Origin of the sequence: Streptomyces vinaceus, assembly GCF_008704935.1 — a bacterium.
GTDB lineage: Bacteria > Actinomycetota > Actinomycetes > Streptomycetales > Streptomycetaceae > Streptomyces > Streptomyces vinaceus.
The window spans coordinates 161,070-187,616 of record NZ_CP023692.1; the positions used below are offsets into that span (position 1 = coordinate 161,070).

Genomic DNA, 26,547 nt, shown 5'->3' on the forward strand with positions numbered 1-26,547 from the left:
GTCCCCAGTGGTGAACGTGCGACCTGCTGGCCGGCCGACGATACGCAGCGTCAGCAGCCGCCGCAGTTGTAGAAGGTCACGTCCCAGTGGCTGCCTTCGTCGGCGTAGACGTTGCCGGCGCCGGACTTCCACTGCGGTGCGCCGTCCCCGCGCAGGCCGATGTAGCTGAACGTGTTCTTGATGTAGTTCCCGAGACAGGTGTACTTGCTGAAGTCGAGCTTGTAGCCGTTCCAGTGTGAGTAGGTGCCGCTCGCGTGACCCGCCTCGGTGCCGCCGGTGATGTTCAGCGCGCAGCCGCTGGCGCTCTTGAGGGTCTGGGCGCCTTGCGCGGTCGCGAGGTTGAGCTGCTCGAACGACGTGCAGGTCGAGTTGTTGCGGTCCGAACAGCCGCCGGACGACGACCACGTGATGGCGGAGTTGCGGAACATGGACGTCGCGGTGGCATGGCTGAGCTTGGTGGCCGCGTGCGCGGCGGTGGCCCCGCCGACGACGCCGACCCCGGGCGCGAGCAGCGCGCCGAGGACGAGGGCGAGCGCGGTGAGGACGGAACGGAGCTTCATCGGGATTGCCTCCTGCTGGTGGCCGTGACGGACGGGACGGCGGTGCGGGGAGAGCAGGGGTGTGCTGACGGAGCAGGGAAATAGTGTCGGAGCTCTACGCGCGTCCGCCAGAGGGCGGCACGTGCTTTCTCGCCGACGCGCCGGAGAGCCCACGGCGACCGCCGGCGACGGCCGACCCTCCTCCCCTCGATCGCAAACCGCACAGCCGGTAAAGCGGTCACCCCTATGGGGTGAATCGCGCCAGAACCCCGAGACCCTTGGCCGGAACCCTCCATACGGTTGCCCCTCTTCGCTCATCACCACAACTGGGGGGCCGGTGCGCAACCACCGACTCGTAATGACCGCCGCCTTCGTGGCAGCCGGTCTCGGCATCATTCCGGGCATCGCTCAGGCAGCGGATCCCGTACCTGTCGCGGCCGGCGTGGCCGACGCGATCGCCAAGGCATCCACGTCCGAGGGCTTCCACAGCCCCGCGGATCGCACGATCCGTACCACCCTGCCCACCGCCACCGGAAGAAGGGCCGAGGCGAACTCCAAAACCGCCGCACCACTGAAGGCACAGGCTGCGCCCACAGAGCCGGCCGCGCCCGCGCAGAGCGCGCAGAACGCGGAGGCCGCAGCGACCGAGCAGGCCGCCATCGACGCGGGGGCCAACCCGGCCCTCGCGGTCGACGTCAGCGGCACCAGCTACACCGCGCACGGGATCGAACTCACCGCCCTGGTCACGAGCGCCGACTTCGCGCTCGACATCGTCATCGACTGGGGCGACGGAAAGAAGGACACGGTCACCGCCCAGGGCAACTACGAGCTGCGCCACTCGCACACGTACGACAAGTCCGGCGAGTACCAGGTGCAGGTCACGGTGACCGACACGGCCAATGCCGTCCAGGCCACCAACGGCGGGGCGTTCCTCACCCCCGGCGCCGACTTCACCCCGCACACCCCGACCCGCCTCCTCGACACCCGCAACGGCACCGGAGCCGCGGTCGGCAAGGTCCCCGGGCAGGGCTCCGCGCGCGTCAAGGTGGCCGGCAACGCCTCCGTGCCGGCGGGGGTCACCGCCGTCGCCCTCAACGTCACCGTCACGGAGACCGTCGACAGCGGCCACGTGACCGTGTGGCCCGGGGCCGGCTACGAGCGTCCGAACACCTCGAACCTGAACTACACGGCAGGCCGGTCCGTCCCGAACCTGGTGATCGTGCCCGTCGGGGAGGACGGGTACGTGGAGCTCTTCAACGGCGGCTGGCAGCCCGTCGACCTGATCGCCGACGTCACCGGCTACTTCACCCGGGCCTCGGCGAGCGGCTATACGTCGATGACGCCCGCCCGGTTCGTCGACACCCGGGAGGGGGTCGGTACGGCCCGCGGAAAGCTCGCCGCGCGCAGCGCGTTCACCACCCGGATCGGCGGACTGCAGGGGGTGCCCCAGAACATCAAGGCCGTGGCGCTGAACGTCACGGTGACCGAGCCCGAGGGGCCCGGCCACATGACCGCCTATTCCGGCAGCGGGCCGGTGCCGACGGCGTCGAACCTGAACTTCGTACCCGGACAGACCGTGGCCAACGCCGTGATCGTGCCGGTGGCCGAGGACGGCACGATCAAGATCTTCAACGGGGCCTGGTCGCCGACCCACGTGGTCGTCGACGTCGTCGGCTACTACAGCCCGGACAGCAAGGCAGCCTTCCTGCCCTTCACCCCCTTCCGTACGCTCGACACCCGCGAGGAGGCGTACGGCTGGCCCGGCGGGAGGTTCCGGGCCCGGGAGTACATCACGCAGGGGTTCACGCCCGAGCCGGCGACGGGTGTCGAGGCCTACGTGCTGAACGCCACCGTCACCGAGACCCGCGGCACCGGATTCCTCTCGGTCGCCCCGAGCCCGTACGCCCTGCCGGCGGAGGGCGGCCCCGCCGCACCGACCGGACCGCGCCCCGTCTCCTCCACCCTCAACTGGACCACCGGCGACACGGTCCCCAACCTGGTCCAGGCGAGCGACGGCGACCACGGCGCCATCACCTTCTGGAACCAGGGCCACGAGGACGCCGACCTGGTGCTCGACGTCTTCGGGGTCTACCAGACGAAGTGACCCCCGGGGAGGGTGGCGTCGCGCCCGGTCGCGTGCCACCCTCGCCCGCCGCTGCGGCCGGGGGCACCAGGACTGTGCGCGGGGCGGTCCGGAGCCTGCGCTCTCCGCGCGGCTGCGCGAGATCGCGTACAGGCTCATGTCCGGGGAGCCGTTGTCGCCCCTTGTGGAGCCCGGCTTCCTCCGCCCCACCCGCAGCGGAACTCGACTCCACGCGACGCCCGGGGCTCACCACCATCGTCGGCACTCCACGCCGGCCTCGTGACCGCGTTCTCCCCGGACATCCGCCGTTCCGGCAGCCCGGTCCTTTTGTGACTGTTTGGGCACATTAGTGCAGCGCGCCGCGGGCAGGAATCCTTCGACCCCGTCCCGCCCGGAAAAGGCGGGCCGGCCAGCCGGAAGGGCGGAACCCACCAGCCATGCTCACCTGCCGCACATACGCCACCCTCATCGCCGCCGCCACCTCGGCGGCGATCGCCTGCGTCGGCACAGGACAGGCCGCAGCAGCGGGCGGTGCCGCCCCCTCGGCCTGCCGGCCGGCCAACCACCTCGCGAACATCCGCCCCGACCAGGCCGGTTCGGGACACCTGCACTACCGGGTCACGCTCACCACGCCGAAGGGGTACGCGGCGTGTCGATTGGCCGGTTCCCCGACCGTTCTGGGTCTCACCCATGCCGGCGTACCCCTCGGCGTGAAGGCCGGTCGGTACGGTGACCAGACCACCTCGGTGACGTTCGGACCGGGACACCCGGTCCACTTCGACATCCAAATCCCCAACCAGGGCCACCACCTCACGGCCGATCAGGTGTCCTTCACGCTCAGGGCCCCCGACGGCGAGATCCCCGGCACCTCCGTGGCCAGCGGCGCCCTCCGGCTCTCGGCCGGCACCGCTATCGGCCCCATCCGGTCCGGAGCCTGACGCCATGGCGTCGGCGGGCGTTCGCCAGATCACCTGCAGGCCCTGAGAAACCCTCGCGTGTTACCCGACGGTAAGGAATGATGGCGGCGACCATCCACGAATCCGGGGGCTGAGACAGCGGTGACGAGTTTCGACGAACAGACGGTCGTGCACGCCTTCTCGGACGACGCCCTGGGCGAGCACGACGCCGTCGGTCTCGCCGCGGCGATCCGGCGGGGCGAGGTCTCCGCCGCCGAGGCCGCCCGGGACGCCGTGGAGCGCGTACGGGCGGTCGAGGCACGGCTGGGCGCGGTCCAGACGAGCGTGGACCGCCCCGCGCCCGCTGCCGCGACGGACGGCGCCTTCGCCGGGGTGCCGACCTTCGTCAAGGACAACACCGACTACCTCGGCCTGCCGACCGGGCACGGCAGCGCGGCCTTCCGCCCGAGCCCGGCACGGCGGCACGCGCCGTTCACCCGGCAGTTCCTGAGCAGCGGTGTCACGGTGTTGGGCAAGACCCGGCTGCCCGAGTTCGGATTCAGCCCGACCACCGAGTACGAGAACGCCGAACCGGTCCGCAACCCGTGGCACACCGGCTACTCGGCAGGCGGTTCCTCGGGCGGCAGCGCGGCCCTCGTCGCCGCCGGAGCGGTGCCGATCGCGCATGCCAACGACGGCGGCGGCTCGATCCGGATACCGGCCGCCTGCTGCGGACTGGTCGGCCTCAAACCGACCCGGGGCCGGGTCGTCGCGAACGCCCAGAGCCGTCAGCTGCCCCTCGACCTGGTCTGCGACGGAATCGTGAGCCGGTCCGTGCGGGACGCCGCCGCGTTCCTCGCCGCCGCCGAGAAGTACCGGCCCGGCCCCGGCCTGCCGCCCCTGGGCCTGGTCGAAGGCCCTGCGGGGCAACGGCTGCGCATCGGGTTCCTGCTGGACTCACCGAACGGAGTCCGCTCCGACCCCGCGACGCGCGCGGCGGTGACGCGGACCGTGACCACGCTCGAACGGCTCGGCCACAGCGTGGAGCCCGTCGAGTTGGCCATCGATCCGAGTTTCACCGACGACTTCCTCGCGTACTGGGGGATGCTCTCCTTCCTCGTCGGCCTCACGGGCCGGAGCCTCGGGTCGGACTTCGACCGGCGCCGCATGGACGGCCTCAGCCGGGGACTGCGCGAGGAGTACCTGCGGAACTGGCGGCGCACCCCTGGAGTACTGCGCAGGCTGAAGCGCACGCGGGAGGCGTACGCGGCCTCGTTCCGCGGGATCGATGTCCTGCTCTCGCCCGTGCTCGCCCAGACCACGCCGTCGATCGGCCACCTCAGCCCGACCGTTCCGTACCCGACCCTGATCGAACGGATCCTCGCGTACGTGGCGTTCACGCCGGTCGACAACGTGGTCGGCACGCCCTCGATCTCCGTGCCGGCGGCCGGCGCCGCGGAGGGCGGGCTGCCCATCGGCGTCATGTTCTCCGGCCGCCCCGGCGATGAGCGGAAACTGCTGGAAGTCGCGTTCCAACTGGAGGCCGACCGGCCGTTCCGGCGCATCCAGGACCTCTGAGACCGCCGCGCCGGGCGGGTGAGCCGCCTGCAGGTCACAGGCGGCTTTCCGGCTCGTGTGGGTCCGAGTCCCGAGGGAGTGGAGGCGTGGCAGGCGCCCCCGGAGGGTGTGCACCGGGCGGGCAGCGGGAGGTGAGGTTTGGGGCGCCGCTCGCGGGGCTTCGCATCAACTCTCTTCCAGCGCTGGGAAGTTGACGCACTCGCCAGTAACATCCGACCGGCCATGAGCACGTCGTCCGAGCAGCCACCCTCGAAGGGGTCTCCTGCATGCGTCTGACCTCCCGCGTCGCCCCTGTCACCCTCGCCGTGGCCATGGCCGCCCTCCTGCTCGGCCTCCTCCCCGCGCAGGCCCAGGCCCACCCCGGCCGCGCCCCCGACCGGATCACGGTCGGTGACCGCACCTTCATCGCCGACGGTCAGGGCCGCGCGCTCCAGTGGCGCGGCTTCAACCTCGCCGACAAGAGCAGCCGAGGCGCCGACGCGTTCGCCGACATCCATGAGAGCGACCTCGAAGGCATGGCCGCCCGGGGCTTCAACCTAGCGCGCCTCGCCTTCTTCTGGGACGACCTCGAACCCAGCCCCGGTCACTACGACCGCGGCTACCTCTCCAAGATGCGACGCATCCTCGACTGGGCCGACCGGTACCACATCAAGGTCGTCCTCGACGCCCATCAGGACGTGTACGGGCCCCACTTCGGCTCTCGCGGCGTCCCCGACTGGGCCAGCCGTGACGAGGGGCTGCCCTTCACGCCGATACCGGAGGACTGGTTCTCCGAGTACTTCGAGCCCTCCGTACAGACCGCCTTCGACCACCTGTACAAGGACGCCGACCTGCGCGCCGCGCACGCCCACATGTGGATGACGGTCGCCTCCGCCCTGGGCAGTCACCCCGCGCTGCTCGGGTACGACCTGATGAACGAGCCGTTCGCGAAGTTCCTCGAAGGCGAGGACCTGCCCGCCGCCGCGGCCCGTTTCGAAGCCACCGAGCTCACCGAAATGTGGAACCGACTTGCCCGGGCGATCCGGTTGGTCGACCGTACGTCGTGGGTCTTCGTCGAACCCACCGTCATCGTCGGTCTCGGCGTCCCCACCCGCTTGGGTCACATCGACGACCCGCACGCGGGCTACGCGCCGCACTTCTACGAGACGGCGATGGAAACCGGCGCCGACTACGACCCCAACGGCACGTTCATCCCCGCGTACGAGGCCGCGATCAGCGACTACCCGACCCGCAACCGCATGCCTGTGATCGTCGGGGAGTGGGGCGGCAACCCCTACGTTCCGCACGCGAGCCGGTTCGTCACCGACATGACGGCCTCCCTGGACCGCTTCTCCAGCGGATGGACGTGGTGGCAGTGGTGCCGGGGCGGCGGCTACTGCTTCCTCGACCAGAGCGGCGCCGCGAAGCCCAACGCCCGCCTGCTCGTCCAGCCGTACGCACGGGCCGTGGCGGGCGACCCGCTGGCGTTCGCGTACGACCCGGCCACGCGCACCTACACGCTCACCTTCCGCACCCGCGACAACGCCGAGGGCCCCACCCAGATCACCGTACCCAGGGACACCTACCCGGGCGGCTACCGCGTCGACGTCCAGGGCGGAAGGGCCAGTTGGGACGGCCGCGCCCAGACCGTCACCGTGAGGACCCGCGGCGCGGCCGGAACCGTCTACAAGGTCACGATCAGCCCGAACCGCACTCCGGCGACGGAGCCGCGCCCGTAGGCGCGCGTTCCGGTCCCGGCCCCGGCGGAGTCCGCAGGAGGAGACCCGCCGGAAGGAGCCGGGCTTCGCACGCTCATGGCCCGGCCCGCACGGGGCACACGGTCGGCACCGACCGAAAGGAGCCCCTCCATGCTGGGCATCGCCGCCGCAGTCCTCTTCTTCATCGCGTTCCTCATCAACGCCGCCGACATCGCCACCAGCGACGTCCTGAGCTCGACCAACTTCATGCTGATCGGTCTCGCCGCACTCGCGCTGCACGTCGCCGGCATAGGCGGCACGCGGCCCGCCGGCCGATGGGGCCGCAGACGCTGACGGTCGCGCCGCGGTCAGAACGATCCGGGCAGGGACGGGAGCCTGACCCCTTCCCTGCCCGCCGGTGTACTCGGTCCGCCGCTTTTTCGCGCAGCGGCGGGCCTGCCTCCGACGCTCCGTTCCACCGCGCATGAGGAGGTTCGAAACACGGCACCGGGGCATCCGCACAACTCAGCCCTTGCCAGCCGACGGGAGACAGCAAGTGACCACCTACGTCATCACCGTACCCGGCACGTTCCTGACGGACGTCGACGACGCAGCACTGTCCGAGCTGGCCAGGAGGCTGGCCTCGCACCACACCGACCTGAGCGAGACCGAGGACGTGGAACTGCTGACGGTCCACGAGGGCGGTGCCTTCTCCGTTCGGCTTGAGGTCGAAGCCCCGGACCGGGCCTCGGCCGAGGACAAGGCCGTCCGCCTGCTGGCCGGGACGCTTGAGAAGCTGGGACGGCCGGAGAAGGACGCCCCCCTGGGCCCGCCGGCGGTCACCGGTGTCGACGGTGATTCCTGAGGCCTTGCCGACGCACGGCGCATGAGCGCCGCCGCAGGGCGGGACCCATCCCGCCCTGCGCTCCCAGCCTGCCCGGCCGTTCCGGGCGGCTCAGTACCGATAGGACGCCGCGACCGCGCGGTGGTCGCTGCCGTCTGCGGGCAGCACCCAGGAGTCGGTCGGGGTCAGCCGACCCTTGCTGAGGATGTGGTCGATCCGCACTGCCGGGAAGGCGGTCGGCCAGGTGAAGCCGAATCCGGAACCGGCGGCCTCGTGGGCGGACGTCATCTGTTCGGCGATCGGGGCGAAGGCCCGGTCCTCCAGGCTGCCGTTCAGGTCACCCATCAGCAGCACCCGTTCCAGCGGCTCGGCCCTGAGCGCCGCGCTCGTCGCGGCGATGCTGTAGCCCCGCAGCTCCGCGCCGAACCCCTTCCCGAAGGTGACCCGGACCGAGTCCAGATGCCCGACGTAGACCGCGATCTCTCCCTTCGGAGCGGCCACCACCGAGCGGAACACCGTTCCGTTGCCCTCTCCGGCCGGGCCCTTCGCTATCGCGCCTTCGCTGACCGGGTACTTCGACCAGAGCCCGTCGGCGCCGATGCCGGCCACGTGGTGCGGGTACGCGGCGGCCAGGCCCCGCTCGTACTCGGACTGCAACCCCGGGTCCAGCTCCTGGAGCGCGATGAGGTCGGCGCCTGAGTCGATCAGCATCTTCACCGTGCCCGCCACATCGGTGTTGGCAGCGGCCACGTTGTGCGTGACGACGGTGAGATCCCCCTTGCCGGTGCCCCGGTCGCCGAGCGTTCCGCCGAACATGGCCAGCCAGACGGCAGCGGGTACCAGCAGCGCGACCAGCGCGGTGGCCGAACGCCGCAACAGCGCGGGCACCAGCAGCACCGGGACGACCAGGCCGCACCAGGGCAGGAACGTCTCCACCAGCCCGGCCAGATTGCCGGGGTTGGGCAGCAGGCCGTGCAGCGCGAGGAGACCTGCTGCGAGTACCGCCAGCCCCGCGATGATCCGGCCGCGCCGCCAGGCCCCCTCCTGCCACGACTTCCGCCGTCTCCGGTCCGGCACCGTCTCCCCGACCGTCATCTGCCGTGCTTCGTCGGTTTGTACCATCAGTCCACCCCTACGCCGGTTGGCATGCTTACGGGGGGATAGATGCGGTCCCGTCGACAGAGGTTCCTCAAACGCGCGAACCACGACCTCATCCCTATGAGCCGTTGGCCCCGCTCACCCGTCGCGCCACTGCCGGCCTCATCGGGCAGCACCCACCGCTCCCGGCCGGGCCGGGAGCGAGCGGCGATCGAATAGCGGGCCTGGTGCAGCAGCACCGGTGTGCCCAGCTCCCGCAGGATCGCCACGGCCTGGCGGTGCTGCTCGGCCGGATAGTTGGAGATGCCGGCGTACAGCGGCAGGTACCTGGCGGCCGCCACCGTCCCCGTAGGGACCGGGCCGCATGTCGTAGCCGGCCTTGGTGGCGATGAACAGCTCATCCCGGTAGGCACGGATCCTGTTCGATCATGTCGTCCGCCCTCGCTGTTCGGCGACGGAGAACCCTTGGTCCTTTCCGTACTTGGCACTTGCGGCCCTCCAGGCCTCCAGACCCTGGGCCAGGCTCGTGGAGGAGACGTACGCCTTGCCCACGGTGTCGTTGAAGACGGAGTTCGCGTACACCTGGTACGGCAGGTAGGACCAGCCCGCGCCGACGTCACGGGCCGCGTCGGCCAGGATCCGGTTGGCCTGCTGCCCCCCGAAGTAGGGGAACGGGCTGTCCAGGAAGGCCTGCGATTCCAGATCGGCCCGCGTGGCGGGGAAGGCGCCCTCGGAGACGCGGGACGTGGCACCGGCTCCCGTGGTCGCGTACTCGATGAAGGCGTAGGCCAGCGCCTTGTTCTTCGACGCCTTCGGCACGGCGAGGGAGCTGCCTCCGTTCTCCGCACCCGCCTTGGCACCCTTGGTCCACTGCGGGAGGGGTGCCACGCGCCAGTCCCCCGACGCGGCGGGGGCGCCCGTGACGAGGTTGGCGGGCATCCAGGCGCCTGTGGACAGGGTGGCGATGCTGCCGTCCGACAGGCCCTTGTACCACTCGTCGCTCCAGGAGGTGACCGGTGCCAGCAGGCGCTCGTCGATCAGCTTCTGCCAGGTACGCGCGTACTGCGCCGTACCGGCGTCTGCGAAGTCGATCCCGATCTCGGTGCCTTCCACCCTGTACGGGCGTCCGCCCGCCTGCCAGATCAGGCTGGTCGTGGCGCCGGCGTCACCGGTGTCGTTCGTGATGTAGAGCTTCGGGTCGGCCTTGTGCAGGGCTCGCGCCGCTTCCACGTATTCGTCCCAGGTCGTGGGGACGGCGATGCCGTACCGGTCGAAGACCTTCTTGTTGTAGAACAGCGCCATGGGCCCGGAGTCCATGGGGAGGGCGTAGATCCCCTTGCCGTACTTCACCGCGCTCCAGGGACCGGTGGTGAAGGCCTGGTCATGGGCGGATGCGCCGTAAGGCGAGAGCTCCTGCAGGGACTTGCCGATGGCGAACTGACCGACCGCGTAGTACTCGACCTGGGCCACGTCCGGCGCTCCCGAGCCTGCGGCAATGGCGTTCTGGAGCGCGGTGTACTGCTTGTCGCCCGTGCCCGCGTTGACGAGCTCGACGTCCACCTTCGGGTACTTCTTCTCGAAGTCGGCGGCCACCTTCTTCAGTGTGGGCTCCCATGCCCACACCGTCACCTTGCCTCCGGCTTCGAGCGCTGACTCCACGTCCTTCGCGGATCCCTCGGCCCCCGGGTCCGGTGAACCGCAAGCGGTCGCGCCGAGGGTCAGGGCGCATGTCGCGGCCACGGCGGCGAAGATCCGGCGGCGGCTTCTCGTTCTCATCGGTGGTGCTCCTGATTCGGTGTGCGGATGAAGAGGGTCGGGAGGGGCCGAGCGCGGAGCCCGACGGTCACTCCTTCACGCTTCCGGCGGCCAGGCCCGACTGCCAGTGGCGCTGGAGCAGGAGGAAGACGATGACGATCGGGGCGATGGTGAGGAGGGATCCGGTGATGATGAGGTCGAAGACGGGCTCGCCGCCCGCGGTCCTGGCCTGGGCGCTCCACGCGTTGAGACCGAGGGTGAGCGGATACCAGTCCGGATCCTTGATCATGATCAGCGGGAGGAAGTAGTTGTTCCAGGTGGCGACCATGGAGAAGAGGAGCACCGTCACGGTTCCCGGCGCCAGTAGCGGCAGGGCGATGCGGAAGAAGATGCGCAGCTCGCCGGCGCCGTCGATGCGGGCGGCTTCGAGCAGTTCGGAAGGTACCGCTTGCGCGGTGAACACCCACATCAGGTAGAGCCCGAAGGGCGAGACCAGGGAGGGGATGATCACTGCCCACGGCGTGTTGGCCAGACCCATGCCGCTGAACATCAGGAACGTGGGGACGGCGAGGGCCGTGCCCGGGACGGCCACGGCCCCGATCACGACGGCGAAGACGGCTCGGCGGCCCGGGAACTCGTACACGGCCAGCGCGTATCCGCCGAGTACGGCGAGCACCGTCGCGCCGCCCGCGCCGGCGGCGACGTACAGCAGTGTGTTCAGCGTCCAGCGGACGAAGGCGCCGTCGTCATAGGTGAGCGTGCGGGAGATGTTGTCCCAGAGCTGGAAGTCCTTGCCGAGCCACAGACCGAAGGAATCGAGGAGGTCCTCCTGGTCCTTGGTCGCGTTGATGACCAGCCACACGAGGGGCAGGAGGGTGTATACGAGGACCAGCCCGGTCACCAGGGTCAGCGGGACGCTGGGCCCGGGGTCGAGCGGGGTGTGGGCCCGTCGGCGGCGACGCCGCGGCGCCGCGTGGGGCGGGCGGGCGACGGGGGGCCGGGGCGAACCGGCGGTGGCGCCACCCGGGTCCGTGCCGGAGTGGCCGGTGCGCTCCCTCGTATCGGCGGGGCGACCGGTGGGGTCCGTGATCATGTGCTCAGCCCTTCCGCATGCCGCGGAGCTGGACCGCGTAGGCGATGACCGCGGTGAAGACGCCCATCACGATGGCGATGGTCGCCGCGTAGTTGTGCTGCTGCCCGGAGAAGGCCAGCGAGTACGTGTAGAGGTTCGGGGTGTAGTCGGTCGTGATCGCGTTGGGAGCGAGGTTCTGCATGATGTTCGGCTCGTTGAACAGCTGGAAGCTGCCGATGATCGAGAAGATCGTCGCGATCACCACCGCGCTGCGGATGGCCGGCAGTTTGACCGCGGTGACGATGCGCCACTCCCCGGCCCCGTCGATGGCCGCCGCCTCGTAGAGGGAGCGCGGAACCACCTTGAGCGCGGCATAGAAGATCAAGGTGTTGTAGCCGACGAACTCCCAGGTCACGACGTTGCCGATGGAGGCGAGCACCAACGAGGGCGAGAGCGGATCCGGGAGCGCCAGGCCGAACGCCTCGTTCAGGTTGCCCACCAGGCCGAACCGGGTGCCGTAGATGAAACCCCACATGAGGCTGGCCACCACGGCCGGTACGGCATACGGCAGGAAGACGGCCACCCTGAAGAAGGCCTTGCCGTACAGCCGGCCGCTGTCGATGGCGAGGGCGACGAGCAACGCGATCCCCAGCATGACCGGCACCTGGACGAGCAGGAACAGCCCCACCCGGACCGATCCCTCCCAGAAGCGCGGATCGCTCAGTGCGCGGAGGTAGTTGTCCGCTCCGACGAAGGAGGTACCGCCGATGAGCCGGTCGCGCATCAGGCTGAGCTGGAACGCGTACCCGATGGGAGCCAGGAAGACGAGGGCGAACACCGCTGCGAAGGGTCCGGCGAACCCCCAGCCGACGAGGGCGCTCCGACGTGCGCGTGAACGGGATGGGGACACTGCTTTTGCCGGTGCCGGCAGGAGCGACATGGTGGGTCCTTGTGTCAGTGACCTACAGGTCCGCGACGGAGCGAAGAGATGACTGGTCTCCGGGCCGGATTCGGCCTCGTGCGGCAGGACCTGATGGGAAATGTTTACGTAACCATCGGCTCCGGCGATCGTGGCACTCCCGGTGGGGAGCGTCAAGCGTCTTGCACCCGCTGGCCGAAAAACGAGCCGCCGAGCGGCGACGCCCGCCCGCCATGGCGCCCCTTCACGCACCTACGGCCGCAGACGTTCTGACCAACCCCTCGTTTCTGAGCGGAAGTTGGTGGACGGGACGACGCCCGGGCCGGTTGCGATGATTCCCGTCCGGCTCCTTGACAGGCCCCGACGCGGCTCCCAAACTCGCAGCCAACCGCTGATTGTTTACGTAAACATTACGGAGGTGGGACACCGATTTCACCGGGGCCGGCTTCACCGCCGGGTCCGGAGCCATGGGCGCATCCGCCCCATGACGCCTCCCTGCCCGCCAGCCATCGCGAGGTACTCATGCGACGTCACCCCCCTTGTCCGGCAGCCCTGTTCGCCGTCCTGGCCACCCTCTTCGCGAGCCTCCTCGGCGGTCTCGGCCCCGCCGAGGCCTCCCCCTCCCCCGTCACCGTCGTCAACGCGACGCAGTTCACCGATCCCGCCGGCCTGCCCGTCCACGCCCATGGCGGAGGGGTCATCAAGGTGGACGAGTACTACTACTGGTTCGGTGAGGACCGGAACCCCGACAACAGCTTCCGGTACGTCTCCGCCTACCGCTCCGCCGACCTCAGGACGTGGGAGTTCCGCGGTCACGTCCTGTCCCAGGCCACCGACCCCGAGCTGGCCACCGCCAACATCGAGCGCCCCAAGGTGATGTACAACCGCGCCACCGGACAGTTCGTCATGTGGATGCACAAGGAGGGCAGCGCCACCGACTACGGCGAGGCCCGGGCCGCGGTGGCCGTCTCCTCCACGGTCGACGGCGACTATTCCTGGCGCGGGAGCTTCCGGCCGCTGGGGCACATGTCCCGGGACATCACCACCTTCGTGGACACCGACGGCACCGGCTACATGGTCTCCGCCGCCAACGAGAACGCGGACCTGCACGTCTACCGGCTCACCGCGGACTACACCGGCATCGAGGCCAGGGTGCAGAAACTGTGGGCCGGCCAGTCGCGCGAGGCTCCGGCCCTGTTCAAGCGCGACGGGGTCTACTTCCTCGTGACGTCCGGCGCCACCGGCTGGTCCCCGAACCAGCAGAAGTACGGCACGGCGGACAGCATCACCGGCACCTGGAGCCCCCTGCGCGACCTGGGCGACGGGAGGACCTACGGTTCCCAGACGGCCTTCGTGCTGCCCGTCGAGGGGACCTCCGGTGTCACCACCCACCTGTACATGGGCGACCGGTGGGGCAATTCGATGGGCGGCACGGTCAACGACTCGCAGTACATCTGGCTCCCGTTGAAGTTCCCGACCAGGACCACCCTGTCCATGGACTACTACCCGCAGATCATCATCTCCACGGAGAACGGGACCGTGCGGGGCATCGGGGACTGGAACACCCTGACGGCCGCGCACAGCGGCAAGTGCGCCGACGCCGCCGACTGGTCGGTGGCCGAAGGCGCGCCGCTGATCCAGTGGACCTGCGCGGCGGGCAGCGTCAACCAGCAGCTGTGGTTCCAGGGCGTCGGAGACGGCACGGTGCGGATCATGCTCCGCCACAGCGGCAAGTGCCTCGCGGTCCAGGACGCGTCCCCCGATGACGGCGCCGCCGTCGTCCAGACCACCTGCGGCGACGCGCCCGGACAGACATGGAAGTCGGCCCAGGCAGGCCCGACCGGCATGCGGCTCGTCGCCCAGCACAGCGGCAAGTGCCTCGACGTCGCCGACCGCTCCTGGTCCGACGGCGCGCGGCTCATCCAGTGGACGTGCAACGGCGGCGACAACCAGAAGTGGCGGCGCTCGGCGCTCTGACCCCGCCCCTCCACGACGGCACCGGTGGGGTCGTGTCCCACGCCGTGTGCACCACGGCGTGGGACACGGCCTGGGTGCACACGGCCCCACACGGCCGCCGGAGCCCTCAGTCCTCGACGGGGCCGAGGTCGGGCACGGCCCGGAAGGCCACCTCGCGTTCACGGCCGGGTGCGTGGAGTTCGAGTACGACGATTTCGTTGGCCCCCCTGCGCAGCACCGGGCCGGGGACGTACAGCGAGCGCTGGGGGCCCCGGGACCAGTAGCGGCCGAGGGCGAAGCCGTTGACCCAGACACTGCCCTTCCTCCAGCCGTCGAGGTGGAGAAAGGTGTCGGCCGGCCGGTCCGCGTCGAAGGTGCCCCGGTGGAAGGCCGGCCCGGTCGGCGTCGCCGCCCCGGTGCCGAACGCCAGGTCCTCCAGCGCCGTGAGCGGCAGCGGACGGCTGGTCCAGCCTTCGAGCGGGGAGCCGTTGAACAGAACGCGGCCCGGCAATCCCTTGCGGTCGTGGATGGCCTCGCCGTAGTTCACCCGCCCCTGGTTCTCGACGAGAACGGTCAGGACGGCGCCCGGCCTCGGGACGGCGAAAGTGAGGGCGTGCTCGTGGCCCTCCCGCTCCAGCACCCCTACGGGCTGGCCGTCGAGGAAGACCTGGGCGCGGTCGCGCACCTGTTCCGGTTCGAGCAGGGCGGGCCCGGCGTCCGGCAGCTCCGTCTCGTACAGCACGAAGCCGTAGTCCTGTCCCAGTTCCTCCATGGTCAGCGGGCGGCGCGCGGCGACGGCGTCCCCGAGGACCGGCGCGGCGTCCAGCAGACCGATGCTCTCGGTCAGCCGCACCGCCTCCAGGCTGAACTTCGGGGCACGGGCGGGCGGCAACTCCTCGGGGACCGGGGCGTACTTGGCGATGACCTCGCGGAAGGCGGCGAACTTCTCCGTCGGGTCCCCGGCCTCGTCGAGGGGGGCGTCGTAGTCGTAGGAGGTGACGGTCGGCCGGTAGGTGTGCTTGTCGTTGGCACCGTTCATGAAGCCGAAGTTGGTGCCGCCGTGGAACATGTAGAAGTTCACGGAGGCCCCTGTCGCGAGCAGCTCGTCGAGCTCCTGGGACGCCTGCTCCGCACCGCGCACGACGTGGTTCCCGCCCCACCGGTCGAACCAGCCGATCCAGAACTCCGTGCAGAGCAGCGGTCCGGCGGGCCGGGCCGTGCGCAGGGTGGCGAGGTGCGCGGCCGAGCGGCTGCCGAAGTTGGCGGTGGTGAGCACTCCCGGCAGCGCCCCTCGTTCCAGGTCGGCCGGCTGGTCGCAGGTGAAGAGCGGCACGTCGACGCCGTGACGGCGGAGGGAGTCGGCGAGGTGTTCCAGGTAGGCGGTGTCGTCTCCGTACGCGCCGTATTCGTTCTCCACCTGTACGGCCAGTACCGGCCCGCCCCGGGTGGCGAGCCGGTCGTGCAGCGGGGGCAGGAGCCGGCTGAAGTAGTCGTCGACCGCGGCGAGGAACCGCGGGTGGCGGCTGCGCAGCCGCATGGACGGGTCGGCCAGGAGCCACGAGGGCAGGCCACCCCCCTCCCATTCGGCGCAGATGTAGGGGCCGGGCCGCAGGAGTACGTGCAGTCCCTCGGCGGCGGCGAGGTCGAGGAACCGGCCCAGGTCGAGGCCGTCGTCCGTACGGAACTCGTCGGGCCGCGGCTGGTGGAGGTTCCACGGTACGTACGTCTCCACCGTGTTGAGCCCCATGAGGCGGGCCTTGTGCAGCCGGTCGGCCCACAGGTCGGGGTGGACCCGGAAATAGTGCAGTCCGCCCGAGAGGATGCGGAAGGGAACGCCGTCGAGCCGGAATCCGTCGTCTTCGATCTGGAGAAGGGGCATGGGCGTGCTCCTCAACTGAGCAGGGATGCGCGGATGGCGCGCGGACTCTCGTCGTCTGAATGTTTGCGTAAACATCGCGGCCATGGCAAGTCCGGCGCCGCGGTCGTGTGCGGCCCGTCGGTCCTGCCGGGGGTGGTGTTCAGGGGTGGGTGGTGCCCAGGAGCAGCTGTCCCACCGAATCCCTCAGGACGGCGCAGGCTTCGGGGTCGAGGCCGTCGTCGGAGACGAAGTAGTCGATCTCCGAGAGCGCGATGAACCGGCTGAGGCCGACGACGCCCCATTTGGTGTGGTCCGCGACCACGGCCACCTGAGTGGCGCAGTCGATGAGCGCGCGGTTGGTCTGGGCTTCCGCGAGGTTCGGAGTCGTCGCGCCGGCGCGTTCGGACACTCCGTGGGCGCCGATGATGAGCAGGTCCACCTGGAGGGAGCGGATCGCCTGGTCGGCGAGGGGTCCGACGAGCGAGGCCGACTTGGTGGGGGTACCGCCGGTCAGGAGCAGCGTGGGGCCCTCGGGTCCGGGCTCGGCCCCGGTGGGCCGCAGCAGTTGGGCGACCGGCAGGGAGTTGGTCACCACCGTCAGACCCGCGACGTCCCGGAGCCGGGCCGCCACGGCGTAGGAGGTCGTCCCGCCGGAGATGGCCACGACGCTGCCCGGTTTCACGAGGGCGGAGGCCGCCTCGGCCACCGCCGACTTCGCCCGCGACTCCAGAGCGGCTTTCGTCTCGAACGGCGGCTCGTCCCCCGTGGTCACGGAGGCGCTGATGGCGCCCCCGTGCACCTTCGAGAGGGAACCGGCGCGGGCGAGCACGTCGAGGTCGCGACGAATGGTCATGTCCGAGACGCCCAGCTGTTCCACGAGATCGGCCACCCGTACGGCACCGTCGCGGCGCACGATGTCGAGGATGACCGCCCTTCGCTGCGGTGCGAGGCGCGCTGACTCGGTCACGATCTCGTCCCCCGTTCCTCTGCCCGCCGTCCGTGCCGGCCGCCGAAGCACACGGCATCCCTCATAAACCAACAGTCTACGTCGCGGGGCCCGGCGATCACCTGCTTCTCATGCGATGCGCCGGGCACCCGCGGCCGGGGAGACCGGGAACAGGTGCGGAGCCTGGTATCCCGCCGCACGGAACGCGGCGGTGACGGCGGCTCCGATGGCCTCCACCCGGCCCTCCTGCGCCAGCACGATGACGGATCCCCCGAAACCGCCGCCGGTCATGCGCGCCCCGAGGGCTCCGTGCGCCAGGGCCGTGTCCACCGCGAGGTCGCTCTCCGTGCAGGAGATCCGGAAGTCGTCGCGCAGCGACGCGTGGCCGTCGGTGAGGATCGGCCCCAACGCCGCCAGGTGCCCTGCCCGAAGGTGTGAGACGGCGTCGGTGACCCGTGCGTTCTCCGTCACCACGTGCCGGACCAGGGGCACCAGGTGGGCGGGGAGCGCCGTGCCCGCCCGGGACAGGTCCGCGGGGGTGAGGTCGCGCAGTGCCGCCAGCCCGAGCAGCCGGGCGGCCTGCTCGCACCCGGCGCGCAGGGCCGCGTACGCCCCGTCGCCGAGGTCGTGCTTCACCCGGGTGTCGACGACCAGCAGGCTCATCCCCTGGGCCTGCGGGGCGAAGGGGATCTGCTGGTGGGCGCCGGCTCGGATGTCCAGGTGGAGGGCGGCCCCGGCGGTGCAACAGGCGGAGGCCAGCTGGTCCATGGCTCCGCACGGCACGCCGGCGAAGCCGTTCTCCGCGCGCTGGCCGATCAGCGCGAGGGCGGACGCGCTCAGGTCCAGCCCGTAGAGGTCGTTGTAGGCGAAGGCGACCGCGCATTCGAGCGCGGCGGACGACGATAGGCCGGCGCCGGCGGGCACCGTGCTGTCGACGTGGAGGTCGGCGCCCCCGACCGGGTGTCCGGCTTCGCGCAGCGCCCAGACGACCCCCGCCGGGTAGGCGCCCCAAGTGGTGACGGCGCCGGCGGTGAGTCGGTCGACGCGGAGGTCGATGACCGGCCCGTCCCCCTGGGCGCTGTGCAGCCGCAGTCGGCCGTCCTGGCGCCTGCGCGCCGCCACCAGGGTGTGCTGCGGGATGGCGATGGGCAGGGCGAAGCCGTCGTTGTAGTCGGTGTGCTCACCGATCAGGTTGACCCGGCCGGGCGCTGCCCAGACCCCCTCCGGGCCAGCGCCGAAGATGCGCAGGAAGGCCTCCGTCATGTGGTTCACCGCGTCACCACGCCGTCCGCAGGTGCCGTCGCGCGCGGGGTGCCGGCTCTCCCGGTCACGGAGTACCGGCTCATGACGCGACCTCGCGCAGCCGTGCGGCGGCGGCCTCCGGGGCCACGTCGTTGACGAAGGAGTCCATTCCGGATTCGACTCCGGCGAGGAATTTGAGCTTGCCCGCCGACCTGCGCACGGTGAACAGCTCCAGGTGCAGCGCCAGTTCCTGGCCGCCGGTCTTCGGTGCCTGGTGCCAGGCGGAGATGTAGGGGGTGGGGGCCGGCTGCGCGGGCTCCCCTTCTTGACGGAACAGGCGGTCGAACCTGCGCAGCAGCTCCAGGTACATCCCGGGGAATTCGGCGCGTTCGGCCTCCGTGAGGCGGGTGAGGTCGGGGACGCGGCGATGCGGGTAGAGGTGCACCTCGTACGGCCAGCGGGCGGCGTAGGGGACGAACGCCGTCCAGTACTCCCCCGCCAGGACCACGCGCGAGGTGGCGGCCCGCGCTTCGGCGAGCAGGTCTTCGAAGAGGTTCGCCCCGGTGACGGCCCGGTGCGTACCGGCGACGGCGATCATCTTGGCGGTCCGCGGCGGAACGAAGGGAAAGGCATAGACCTGCCCGTGCGGATGCGCGAGGGTGACGCCGATCTCCGCGCCGCGGTTCTCGAAGCAGTACACCTGCTCGATCCCGGCGAAGGACGACAGCCGCTCGGTGCGGTCCGTCCAGGCGTCGAGTACGAGCCGGGCCCGGTCCTCGCTCAGATCGGCGAAGCTCGCGCCGTGCTCCGGCGTGAAGCACACGACTTCGCAGCGCCCGAAGCGCCCCGCCAGCGAGGGGAAACGGTTCTCGAACACGGCCACCTCGTAGTCCGCCGCCGGTATTTCGCTGTGTCGACCGTTCCGTGAGGGGCACAGGGGACACGCGTCGGTCGGCGGATGGTGGACGCGTCCCTGGCGGTGCGAGGCGATCGTGACCCAGTCCCCCGTCGCCAGATCCAGGCGCAGCTCCGGGTGGCTGTCGACGGACTCCAGCGCACGCCGGTCGACCGTGTCGCGCTCGGCGCTCTCGTCGAGGTCGAAATAGATCAGCTCGCGGCCGTCAGCGAGCTTCGTCGAGGTTCTCTTCACGGAAACGTGCCCGTCTCTCGGAGTACGGTACGGCGCTGTCGCGAGCCATACATCGACAACAGTAAACAGAAAACAACTAAAGTCAACGCGTGAACGTGTCAGGCCCGTGCCCGGCGATGTGCGCTGCCGTACGAGCCCTTCGCGTGGCGCCGCCGCAGCAGGACGAAAGCCCCACCCGCCAGCGCCGCGGCGCCGCCCACGACGCCCCAGACCACGCCGATCCGGGCGGCGCTCCCGGGCGCGGTTGCGCCGGGCCGCGCCTCCTGTGCCGTCCCACCGGGAGCGGTGTCACCGCCCGCCGTCGCCTCGCCGGCCCGGGCGGACGGTGAGGTAGAGGGCGAGCCGGTGGGGACCGGGCTGGGCGACAGTGCCGGGGACTGCGAAGGTGAGGCGGCACCACCGGGTGCGGTCGCGCCGGCGTCGGGTCGGGAGCCGGCGGTCGTGCCGGTGATGGCGATGTCATCGAAGAAGAGGACCGCTTCGGATGCCCCGATCCGCTTCGACGGCCCCTTCTCGGGGCGCCAGTTGGGGCGATAGGCGCCGATCCTGAAGTGTGGCGGTTCGCCGCGGTGGTAGTTGTTGGCACCCTGGTGCGAGCCGACGGTGACGCCGTCCCGCGTGACGGCGATCGAGCCGGGCCTGCCCGCCGAGGACCACGTGATGTCGAAGGCCCACCGGTTCCAATGGCCCGGACGCGCAGCACCGAGCGGGATGACGGCCTCCTGTATCTCACCCTCGGTCATCCAGTGGACCTTCACTTGCCAGTCGGCGCCGTGGATCGAGAGTGCGACGACGGGCTTGATGCCCTCGCCGTCATCCTGCGTGCTGAACCACTGGGCGACGATGGTGTCGAGGTCCCGCTCCTGCCAGTCGCCGGGCAGGTAGTTGGCGAAGCTGAAGCGATGACTGCCCGCGTCAAGGCCCTTGATGACCAACTCGGACTTGAACGAACGCCCGTCGTTGGGAATGTTCACGCGCACGGCCTGCCCGGACTTCCCGCCCGGCGCGGGTCCGACGAGGACACGACCGAAGCCGTTGATCGCCGTGAACGGCAGCTTCTGGGAGGGCGACTCGAAGTCGTACGACACGGAATCGGCGGCCGCTGCCGGGGTGGCGGCACCCAGGCCCGCGACCAGCAGGGCGGTGGTGCAGACGGTGATGAGGCGGGCCGGCCGGCCGGTGGACGACGGTGGTACGGCGAGGGGCATGGGCGTGTGTCCTTGCGCGAGAGGTGACGAAGATTGCGGCCGACGGTCGGCGGCGGGCGGGAAGGTACGACGAAGCCGACGAGGCCTTCGGCAGAGACCGCCGGGTCGTGGCGAGAACGGGCGGCGGAGACCGGCCACGAGCCGTCCTGGTTTCCCGTACCGTCGCCGTTCGCCGCTTTCCTGCGGTTCGACCGGACGGCGGACCATGACGCCCCGTGGGATATTCGGCGAGGAGGTGTCGGAGAATCCATTGCACCGGCGCCCGCCGCCCCAAGCGGCGTGGAGCGCAATGCATTAAGGGTGTTTTCTTACCCGCCGCAATGACGTGACACCCGATGATGCGTGGCCGAATTCACGACACCCCATCACATGAGTGCAGAAATGCCACTTTGCTCGGAACGATTTTGAGGCGGCGGCATGCTGCAGCGCGTGCCCCGACCGGTTTCAGCACGCGTGGGTGTGCCGCTCGTCCTTCACGTCCCCTGCGTCTCCGCCAGGATCAGCCGGCCCACCTGGTCGCCGAGGACGGTGCGCGCCTGCTCGGCGAGTCCGTCGTCGGACACGAAGTAGTCGATATCGGACAGGTCGGCGAACCGGCTCAGTCCGACGACGCCCCATTTGCTGTGGTCGGCCACGACGGCCAGCCGGGTCGCGGCGGAGATCAGTGTGCGGTTGGTCTCCGCCTCCGCGAGGTTCGGGGTGGTCACCCCGGCCCGCTCGGAAACGCCGTGGGCGCCGACGATGACGAGGTCGACCTGCAGCGAGCGGATGGCCTGGTCCGCCAACGGCCCGACCAAGGAGGCGGACTTGGTAGGGGCTCCGCCCGTGACCAGCAGGGTCGGGGCCGAGGAGCCGTCCTCCGCCCCGAACGACCTCAGCAGCTCCGCGACGGGCAGGGAATTGGTCACCACGGTCAGGTTCGCGATGTCGCGCAGCCGGTGGGCGACGGCGAACGTCGTCGTCCCACCCGAGATCGCCACGACACTTCCGGGCTGGACCAACTGGGCGGCCGCTTCGGCGACCGCGGCCTTGGCCGCCGACTTGAGGGTGGACTTGGTCTCGAAACCGGGCTCGTCGCAGGTGGTGCCCGACGTACTCACGGCCCCGCCGTGCACCTTCTCGACCGATCCGGCCCTCGCGAGCACGTCCAGGTCTCGACGGATGGTCATGTCGGACACCCCGAGCTGCTCCACGAGCGCGGCGACGCGCACCGCCCCCTTGCGGCGCACGGTGTCGAGGATGACTTCTCGCCGCTGGGCCGCCAGCGGTGCCGACTCCGTCACAGTCCCACCCAGTTATCTCTAGCACATTCCAGACAGAGATCAATTGTACACGGCATCCAATAAGGGCGGGCAAGTGGTTCACGGGACCTTCTGCGAACCTGCTTACCGAGGGGCGGATTTGCCGGGTTGCGTATCGGATCGACCAGCGCCGGTCACCGTCACCGCTCTTTTGTCCGCACGAACACTTACGCCGAATAGCGGCGGTGCGTACCGAAAGGCGGTCCCGATCCCCCTGGCTCTCCGGGTGATTGACCGTGTTTCGGACCGGAGGATTCTCGTCGGTGAGGCCCGCCCCTCCTCGGGGGCGGCCCTCACCACGCCGACCGCCGTACCGCTGTCGTGCGCGCCCGCGTCAGTGGGGCAGGCCGACGGCCCGTTCGCCGCTGCGGCGCTGCTGGATGACGACGGCCGCGACGAGGAGGGCGCCCTGGGCGACGTTCTGCCAGAAGGTGTTGATGCCCTCGACGGTCAGGCCGTTCTCCAGCGCGCCGAGCAGCGCCACGGCCAGGAGCGTGCCGCCGATACCGCCCTTGCCGCCCTTGAGCGCGCAGCCGCCCAGCGCCGCCGCCGTGATGGCCTTGAGTTCGAGGCCCTCGCTGCCCGAGACGGGCTGCCCCGAGCCGGTCCGCGCGGTCAGCAGGATGCCCGCCACCGCCGCGACCACGCCGATGAGCGCGTAGACGGCCACCAGGTACTTGTTGATGTTGATGCCCGCCAGGCGCGCCGCGGTGTCGTTGCCGCCGATCGCGTAGACGTTCCGGCCGATGTCCGTGTACTTCAGCATGACGTGCACGGCCAGCGCCACGACCACCAGGATCCAGATCATCACCGGCACTCCGGCGATCTTGCCCCGGCCGAGGAAGACGAAGAGGGCGTCGTTCAGTACGTAGCCCTGCGCGCGGCCGTCGGAGACGAGCTGGGCCACGCCCTTGTAGGCGGCGAGGCCGGCGAGCGTCGCGATGGTGGGGTTGACCCGGCCGTAGACGATGGCGACGCCGTTGACCACACCGACGAGGACGCCGATGCCGATCGCGGCGGCCATCCCGAGGTAGGGGTTGGATCCGCCGGACGTGAAGACCATGGCGCTGACGACGGAGGCCAGGCCGGCCTGGGAGCCGACGGATATGTCGAGGCCGCCGCAGATGATCACGACCGTCTGGACGATGGCGAGCAGCCCCGTGATGGTCACCGCCTCACCGATGACCTGGATGTTGGCGAGGCTGAGGTAGTTGTCGTTGAGGAACCCGAACAGGGCCAGGACGAGGACGAGGGCGCCGATCAGGCTGAGGTTCTGCCCGCCGAGCGAGGTGAGCAGGCCCCCTGCGGTCTTCCGCGCCGGAGCGGGGAGGTTCTCGGTGGTGGCCGGCGTCTGGGTGGTGGTCATCGAGCGTCTCCATCGGCGGAGTCGGTGAGCGGTCGGTCGGCCGTGACGGGGGCGAGGTCGTCCGCCATGGCGAGGTTGAGGACGGCTTCCTCGGTGGCTTCCGCACGGTTCAGCTCGCCGGTGATGCGACCGTTCTGCATCACGACGATCCGGTCGGCGAGGCCCAGTACCTCGGGGAGTTCGGAGGAGATCACCAGCAGGGCGACCCCCTCCCGGGCCAGGTCGGCGATGATCCGGTAGATCTCGGCCTTGGCACCGATGTCGATCCCGCGGGTCGGCTCGTCCAGGATCAGGACCTTGGGCTTGCGCAGCAGCCAGCGGGCGAGCACGACCTTCTGCTGGTTGCCGCCCGACAGTTTGCGCACCTCGTGCTCGATCGAGGGGGTGCGGACCCGGAGCCTGTCGGAGAAGTCCTGGGCCACCGCCTTCTCCTGGCGGCTGCGGACGAAGCGCCAGCGGCGCAGCCGGTCCAGGCTCACCAGGGAGGTGTTGTCCCGGATCGAGCGGTGGAGGAACAGCGCCTGGGCCTTGCGCTCCTCGGGGGCGAGGCCGATGCTCGCGCGGATCGCGTCCCTGGGGCTGCGCAGACGCAGGGGGGTGCCGTTCACGCGGACGCGGCCCGATCGGATGGGCCGGTCGCCCGCGAGGGCGAGGGCCAGCTCGGACCGTCCGGCCCCCATGAGCCCGGCCAGGGCGACCACCTCTCCGGCACGGACATGGAGGTCGATGCCGCTGACGTCGTCCGTGGTCACGCCCTCCAGTTGCAGGACCACCTCGTCGCGGGCGACGTCCTGTCGTACGAACAGGGAGGACAGGTCGCGGCCCACCATGAGGCGTACGACCTCCCCCTCGTCGGTTTCACGGGCTTCCAGCACGCCTGCGACCGTTCCGTCGCGCAGGACGGCGATGCGGTCGGCGAGGCGAAAGATCTCCTTCATGCGGTGGGAGACGTAGATGACGGCGATGCCCTGGTCCCGGAGCCGGTCGATCAGGCCGAAGAGCGCTTCGACCTCGTTCTCGGAAAGGGAGGAAGTGGGCTCGTCGAAGGCGATGACCTTGGCCTCGCCGGTCAGCGCCCGCAGGATTTCCACCAACTGGCGCTGTGCGGGAGTGAGTTCGGATCCGAGCTGATCGGGGTGGATGACCTTTTCGAATCCGAGCCGGGCCAGGTCCGCGGTGATGCGGCGGCGCAGCTCCGCCCGGTCGAGGCGGCGCAGGGCGGTGCGCGGCAGGGCTCCCGCGTACACGTTCTCGGCGACCGACACGTGTGGGATGATCTCGGGCTCCTGCGGGATGATGCGGATCCCGGCCTTGTGGGCGTCGTGCGGCGACGACAGGCTCCTCGGGCGCCCGTTCCAGAGGATGCTCCCCTCCGTGGGCTGGTGGTCGCCGGTGAGGATCTTCAGCAGGGTCGACTTGCCCGCCCCGTTCTCCCCCATGAGGGCGGTCACCCGGCCCCGGGGGAAGGTGAGCGTGACGCCGCTGAGCGCCTGTACCGCACCGAACCGTTTGGTGATGTTCTCGACGGAGATCTCTTCGCCGGGATCCTGGGCGGGGGCAGGTGGCTCTGTACCGGCTGTGGTCATGGGGGCCTCGCAAGCTGGGGTTACGTGGGGCGTGCGTTCCAGCGACGCTGCTGGTCGGCGATGGTGGTCTGGGCGGGGCGGGTACGGCCGCCACTGCGGCGGGCCGTACCCGTCCTGGCCGCCGGCGCGGGCTCAGCTGCAGGTGACGCCCGCGTCCTTCCAGCTGGAGGCGTCGACCATCTTGGTCGGGGCGAAGGCTTCCTTGGGGAAGTCCTTGCCGTTCTTGAGCTTGTCGTACATCGTCTGCACCGCCAGGGCGCCGACGTCCCTGCCGTTGATGAAGAGCGCGGCCTTCATCCCGGACGGCTTGCCGGAGCTCCAGTTCTTGCAGGCGAGGTAGGCACCGAGACCGACGCCGATCACGTCGTCGGCCTTGAAGCCGGCGTTCTCCAGAGCGGTGACCCCGCCCTGGACGTTCTCGTCGTTGCAGCCCCAGACCACCCAGTGCTTCACGGCGGCGTTGGCGGTGATCGTCGCGGCGATCTTGTCCTGCGCGCCCGTCGGGGAGTTGTCCGTCGGCACGTCGATGTTCTGCACCGGTGCCCCCGCCGCCTCCGCGAACGCCTTCTTGGAGGCGTTCACACGGTCGGTGCACACGGTGACGTCCTGCTTCCAGGCCGATATCGTCCGCGTCTCCGCCGGGTTCCAGCCGGTCTTCTTGAATTCCTCGGCGGCCCGCTTGCCGACCTCGCCGCCCATCTGCTCGCCGCTGAACCCGATGCGGGGCACCAGGGCGTCGGCGCCGCAGGCGGAGGGGTCCGGACCGGTGCTGCAGATCTGGTCGTCCGACGTCAGGAGGGCCACCTTGCCGGTTTTCGCCAGCTGTACGACCTGCGGTCCCACGGCCGGGTCGGGAACGACCAGGATCAGCCCGTTGCTCTTCTGCGAGATGGCGGCCTGGGCCTCGCTCACCGTCTTGTTCGCGTCGTTGCCCAGGTTCACCACCTTCAGGTCGATCCCGAGCTCACTCGCCTTCGCCTTCGCGCCGGCGGCCTCGCCGATGAAGTACTCCTGGTCGCCCTGCTTCTGCAGATAGGTCAGGGAGATCTTCCCGCCGACCTTCCCGATGTCCGCGGCGGCGCCCGTCGTCTCCTGGCCACTGGAACACGCGGTGAGGACGAGCATCGTGGCCAGGCCCAGGACCGCGGCCGCTACCGGGCGGTGGTGGTGGGGGTGAGTGAGCATGTCGATCCCTTTGCTTGAACGGGTCGCACCGGGCGACCAGTAGGGCAGGTGCGATGGGGTGGGATGGGGTGGGGTTCGGTCCGGCGGCCGTGGTGAGCGCGGCCCGGGGGCTGGAGGTGCCTGGAGACTCTGGAGGAGGGATGTCCGGCCTCGGCCGACGATCCCCCGACGGACAGCCCCTCACGGGGGAATCCGTCACAGTCGGCCGGTTTCAAACTTGATGCAACAGAGAAAAGCGCCGTTTCCGTCATAAGTCAACAGTGTGAACCGAGGGTTTCGGATTGATGCG

At 70.3% G+C, this 26,547-nt stretch carries 21 protein-coding genes; 7 read left to right on the top strand and 14 right to left on the bottom strand.

The features are described from left to right. Positions 1-50: 50 nt before the first annotated feature. Entirely contained in the window at positions 51-560 is a 510-nt protein-coding gene (locus tag CP980_RS00760; protein ID WP_132753018.1) for a hypothetical protein, read from the bottom strand. A 337-nt stretch (positions 561-897) separates the two neighbouring features. On the opposite strand from CP980_RS00760, the gene CP980_RS00765 reads away from it, so the two are divergent. The 6 genes from CP980_RS00765 (at position 898) to CP980_RS00790 (ending at position 7,637) form a co-directional block, all read left to right on the top strand. Then, entirely contained in the window at positions 898-2,643 is a 1,746-nt protein-coding gene (locus tag CP980_RS00765) for a PKD domain-containing protein (RefSeq protein WP_150492274.1), read from the top strand. Positions 2,644-3,059: 416 nt separating this feature from the next. Then, positions 3,060-3,560, top strand: a complete 501-nt coding sequence (locus CP980_RS00770) for a DUF4232 domain-containing protein (RefSeq protein ID WP_150492275.1) — start codon at positions 3,060-3,062, stop codon at positions 3,558-3,560. Positions 3,561-3,680: 120 nt separating this feature from the next. Further along, positions 3,681-5,096: an amidase gene (locus CP980_RS00775; RefSeq protein WP_150492276.1), complete on the top strand. Its 1,416-nt coding sequence runs from the start codon at positions 3,681-3,683 to the stop codon at positions 5,094-5,096. Between the two features lie 266 nt (positions 5,097-5,362). Then, entirely contained in the window at positions 5,363-6,814 is a 1,452-nt protein-coding gene (locus CP980_RS00780; protein ID WP_150492277.1) for a cellulase family glycosylhydrolase, read from the top strand. Positions 6,815-6,943: 129 nt separating this feature from the next. Continuing rightward, on the top strand, positions 6,944-7,126 hold the full coding sequence (locus tag CP980_RS00785) for a hypothetical protein (protein ID WP_150492278.1): 183 nt from the start codon (positions 6,944-6,946) through the stop codon (positions 7,124-7,126). Between the two features lie 202 nt (positions 7,127-7,328). Further along, positions 7,329-7,637, top strand: coding sequence for a hypothetical protein (locus CP980_RS00790; RefSeq protein WP_132753030.1), 309 nt, complete (start codon positions 7,329-7,331; stop codon positions 7,635-7,637). Between the two features lie 90 nt (positions 7,638-7,727). On the opposite strand, the gene CP980_RS00795 is transcribed toward CP980_RS00790, so the two are convergent. The 4 genes from CP980_RS00795 to CP980_RS00815 all read right to left on the bottom strand — a co-directional run bounded on the left by CP980_RS00795 (position 7,728) and on the right by CP980_RS00815 (position 12,481). Continuing rightward, a complete protein-coding gene (locus CP980_RS00795; RefSeq protein ID WP_150492279.1) occupies positions 7,728-8,738 on the bottom strand; it encodes an endonuclease/exonuclease/phosphatase family protein in 1,011 nt (336 codons plus the stop codon). A 402-nt stretch (positions 8,739-9,140) separates the two neighbouring features. Then, positions 9,141-10,490, bottom strand: coding sequence for an ABC transporter substrate-binding protein (locus CP980_RS00805; protein WP_132753032.1), 1,350 nt, complete (start codon positions 10,488-10,490; stop codon positions 9,141-9,143). A 67-nt stretch (positions 10,491-10,557) separates the two neighbouring features. Next, positions 10,558-11,562, bottom strand: coding sequence for a carbohydrate ABC transporter permease (locus CP980_RS00810; protein WP_229907273.1), 1,005 nt, complete (start codon positions 11,560-11,562; stop codon positions 10,558-10,560). A 4-nt stretch (positions 11,563-11,566) separates the two neighbouring features. Further along, positions 11,567-12,481: a carbohydrate ABC transporter permease gene (locus CP980_RS00815; RefSeq protein WP_150492280.1), complete on the bottom strand. Its 915-nt coding sequence runs from the start codon at positions 12,479-12,481 to the stop codon at positions 11,567-11,569. A gap of 501 nt (positions 12,482-12,982) precedes the next feature. Here CP980_RS00815 and CP980_RS00820 point away from each other — a divergent pair. Further along, positions 12,983-14,437 carry an RICIN domain-containing protein gene (locus CP980_RS00820; RefSeq protein ID WP_150492281.1) on the top strand — a complete coding sequence of 485 codons (1,455 nt, stop codon included), beginning with the start codon at positions 12,983-12,985 and terminating at the stop codon, positions 14,435-14,437. Positions 14,438-14,543: 106 nt separating this feature from the next. Here CP980_RS00820 and CP980_RS00825 read toward each other — a convergent pair whose 3' ends face one another. The 9 genes from CP980_RS00825 to CP980_RS00865 all read right to left on the bottom strand — a co-directional run bounded on the left by CP980_RS00825 (position 14,544) and on the right by CP980_RS00865 (position 26,258). Continuing rightward, complete coding sequence (locus tag CP980_RS00825) at positions 14,544-16,295, bottom strand: glycoside hydrolase family 35 protein (RefSeq protein WP_150492282.1); 1,752 nt, start codon at positions 16,293-16,295, stop codon at positions 14,544-14,546. A 139-nt stretch (positions 16,296-16,434) separates the two neighbouring features. Next, positions 16,435-17,244: a DeoR/GlpR family DNA-binding transcription regulator gene (locus tag CP980_RS00830; RefSeq protein ID WP_165937222.1), complete on the bottom strand. Its 810-nt coding sequence runs from the start codon at positions 17,242-17,244 to the stop codon at positions 16,435-16,437. A gap of 105 nt (positions 17,245-17,349) precedes the next feature. Then, entirely contained in the window at positions 17,350-18,483 is a 1,134-nt protein-coding gene (gene galK / locus CP980_RS00835; RefSeq protein WP_150530064.1) for a galactokinase, read from the bottom strand. A gap of 79 nt (positions 18,484-18,562) precedes the next feature. Next, positions 18,563-19,612: a galactose-1-phosphate uridylyltransferase gene (gene galT / locus CP980_RS00840; RefSeq protein WP_132753042.1), complete on the bottom strand. Its 1,050-nt coding sequence runs from the start codon at positions 19,610-19,612 to the stop codon at positions 18,563-18,565. Positions 19,613-19,710: 98 nt separating this feature from the next. Further along, a complete protein-coding gene (locus CP980_RS00845; protein WP_167535765.1) occupies positions 19,711-20,820 on the bottom strand; it encodes a heparin lyase I family protein in 1,110 nt (369 codons plus the stop codon). A 473-nt stretch (positions 20,821-21,293) separates the two neighbouring features. After that, entirely contained in the window at positions 21,294-22,103 is an 810-nt protein-coding gene (locus CP980_RS00850; RefSeq protein WP_132753046.1) for a DeoR/GlpR family DNA-binding transcription regulator, read from the bottom strand. A gap of 352 nt (positions 22,104-22,455) precedes the next feature. Beyond that, a complete protein-coding gene (locus CP980_RS00855; RefSeq protein WP_167535766.1) occupies positions 22,456-23,487 on the bottom strand; it encodes an ABC transporter permease in 1,032 nt (343 codons plus the stop codon). Then, positions 23,484-25,073: a sugar ABC transporter ATP-binding protein gene (locus tag CP980_RS00860; protein ID WP_132753049.1), complete on the bottom strand. Its 1,590-nt coding sequence runs from the start codon at positions 25,071-25,073 to the stop codon at positions 23,484-23,486. The genes CP980_RS00855 and CP980_RS00860 overlap by 4 nt, the downstream gene beginning before the upstream one ends. A gap of 132 nt (positions 25,074-25,205) precedes the next feature. Further along, complete coding sequence (locus tag CP980_RS00865) at positions 25,206-26,258, bottom strand: substrate-binding domain-containing protein (protein ID WP_229907274.1); 1,053 nt, start codon at positions 26,256-26,258, stop codon at positions 25,206-25,208. Positions 26,259-26,547 lie beyond the last annotated feature (289 nt).

What these genes read in the sequence shown, in the direction of transcription:
- CP980_RS00765 (WP_150492274.1), top strand. Translation starts at nt 898, where the DNA reads ATGACCGCCGCCTTCGTGGCAGCCGGTCTCGGCATCATTCCGGGCATC.
- CP980_RS00825 (WP_150492282.1), bottom strand. Translation starts at nt 16,295, where the DNA reads ATGCCCCTTCTCCAGATCGAAGACGACGGATTCCGGCTCGACGGCGTT.
- CP980_RS00845 (WP_167535765.1), bottom strand. Translation starts at nt 20,820, where the DNA reads ATGCCCCTCGCCGTACCACCGTCGTCCACCGGCCGGCCGGCCCGCCTC.
- CP980_RS00865 (WP_229907274.1), bottom strand. Translation starts at nt 26,258, where the DNA reads ATGCTCACTCACCCCCACCACCACCGCCCGGTAGCGGCCGCGGTCCTG.
- CP980_RS00760 (WP_132753018.1), bottom strand. Translation starts at nt 560, where the DNA reads ATGAAGCTCCGTTCCGTCCTCACCGCGCTCGCCCTCGTCCTCGGCGCG.
- CP980_RS00795 (WP_150492279.1), bottom strand. Translation starts at nt 8,738, where the DNA reads ATGGTACAAACCGACGAAGCACGGCAGATGACGGTCGGGGAGACGGTG.
- CP980_RS00785 (WP_150492278.1), top strand. Translation starts at nt 6,944, where the DNA reads ATGCTGGGCATCGCCGCCGCAGTCCTCTTCTTCATCGCGTTCCTCATC.
- CP980_RS00860 (WP_132753049.1), bottom strand. Translation starts at nt 25,073, where the DNA reads ATGACCACAGCCGGTACAGAGCCACCTGCCCCCGCCCAGGATCCCGGC.
- CP980_RS00815 (WP_150492280.1), bottom strand. Translation starts at nt 12,481, where the DNA reads ATGTCGCTCCTGCCGGCACCGGCAAAAGCAGTGTCCCCATCCCGTTCA.
- CP980_RS00820 (WP_150492281.1), top strand. Translation starts at nt 12,983, where the DNA reads ATGCGACGTCACCCCCCTTGTCCGGCAGCCCTGTTCGCCGTCCTGGCC.
- galK (WP_150530064.1), bottom strand. Translation starts at nt 18,483, where the DNA reads ATGACGGAGGCCTTCCTGCGCATCTTCGGCGCTGGCCCGGAGGGGGTC.
- CP980_RS00780 (WP_150492277.1), top strand. Translation starts at nt 5,363, where the DNA reads ATGCGTCTGACCTCCCGCGTCGCCCCTGTCACCCTCGCCGTGGCCATG.
- CP980_RS00810 (WP_229907273.1), bottom strand. Translation starts at nt 11,562, where the DNA reads ATGATCACGGACCCCACCGGTCGCCCCGCCGATACGAGGGAGCGCACC.
- CP980_RS00855 (WP_167535766.1), bottom strand. Translation starts at nt 23,487, where the DNA reads ATGACCACCACCCAGACGCCGGCCACCACCGAGAACCTCCCCGCTCCG.
- CP980_RS00770 (WP_150492275.1), top strand. Translation starts at nt 3,060, where the DNA reads ATGCTCACCTGCCGCACATACGCCACCCTCATCGCCGCCGCCACCTCG.
- CP980_RS00805 (WP_132753032.1), bottom strand. Translation starts at nt 10,490, where the DNA reads ATGAGAACGAGAAGCCGCCGCCGGATCTTCGCCGCCGTGGCCGCGACA.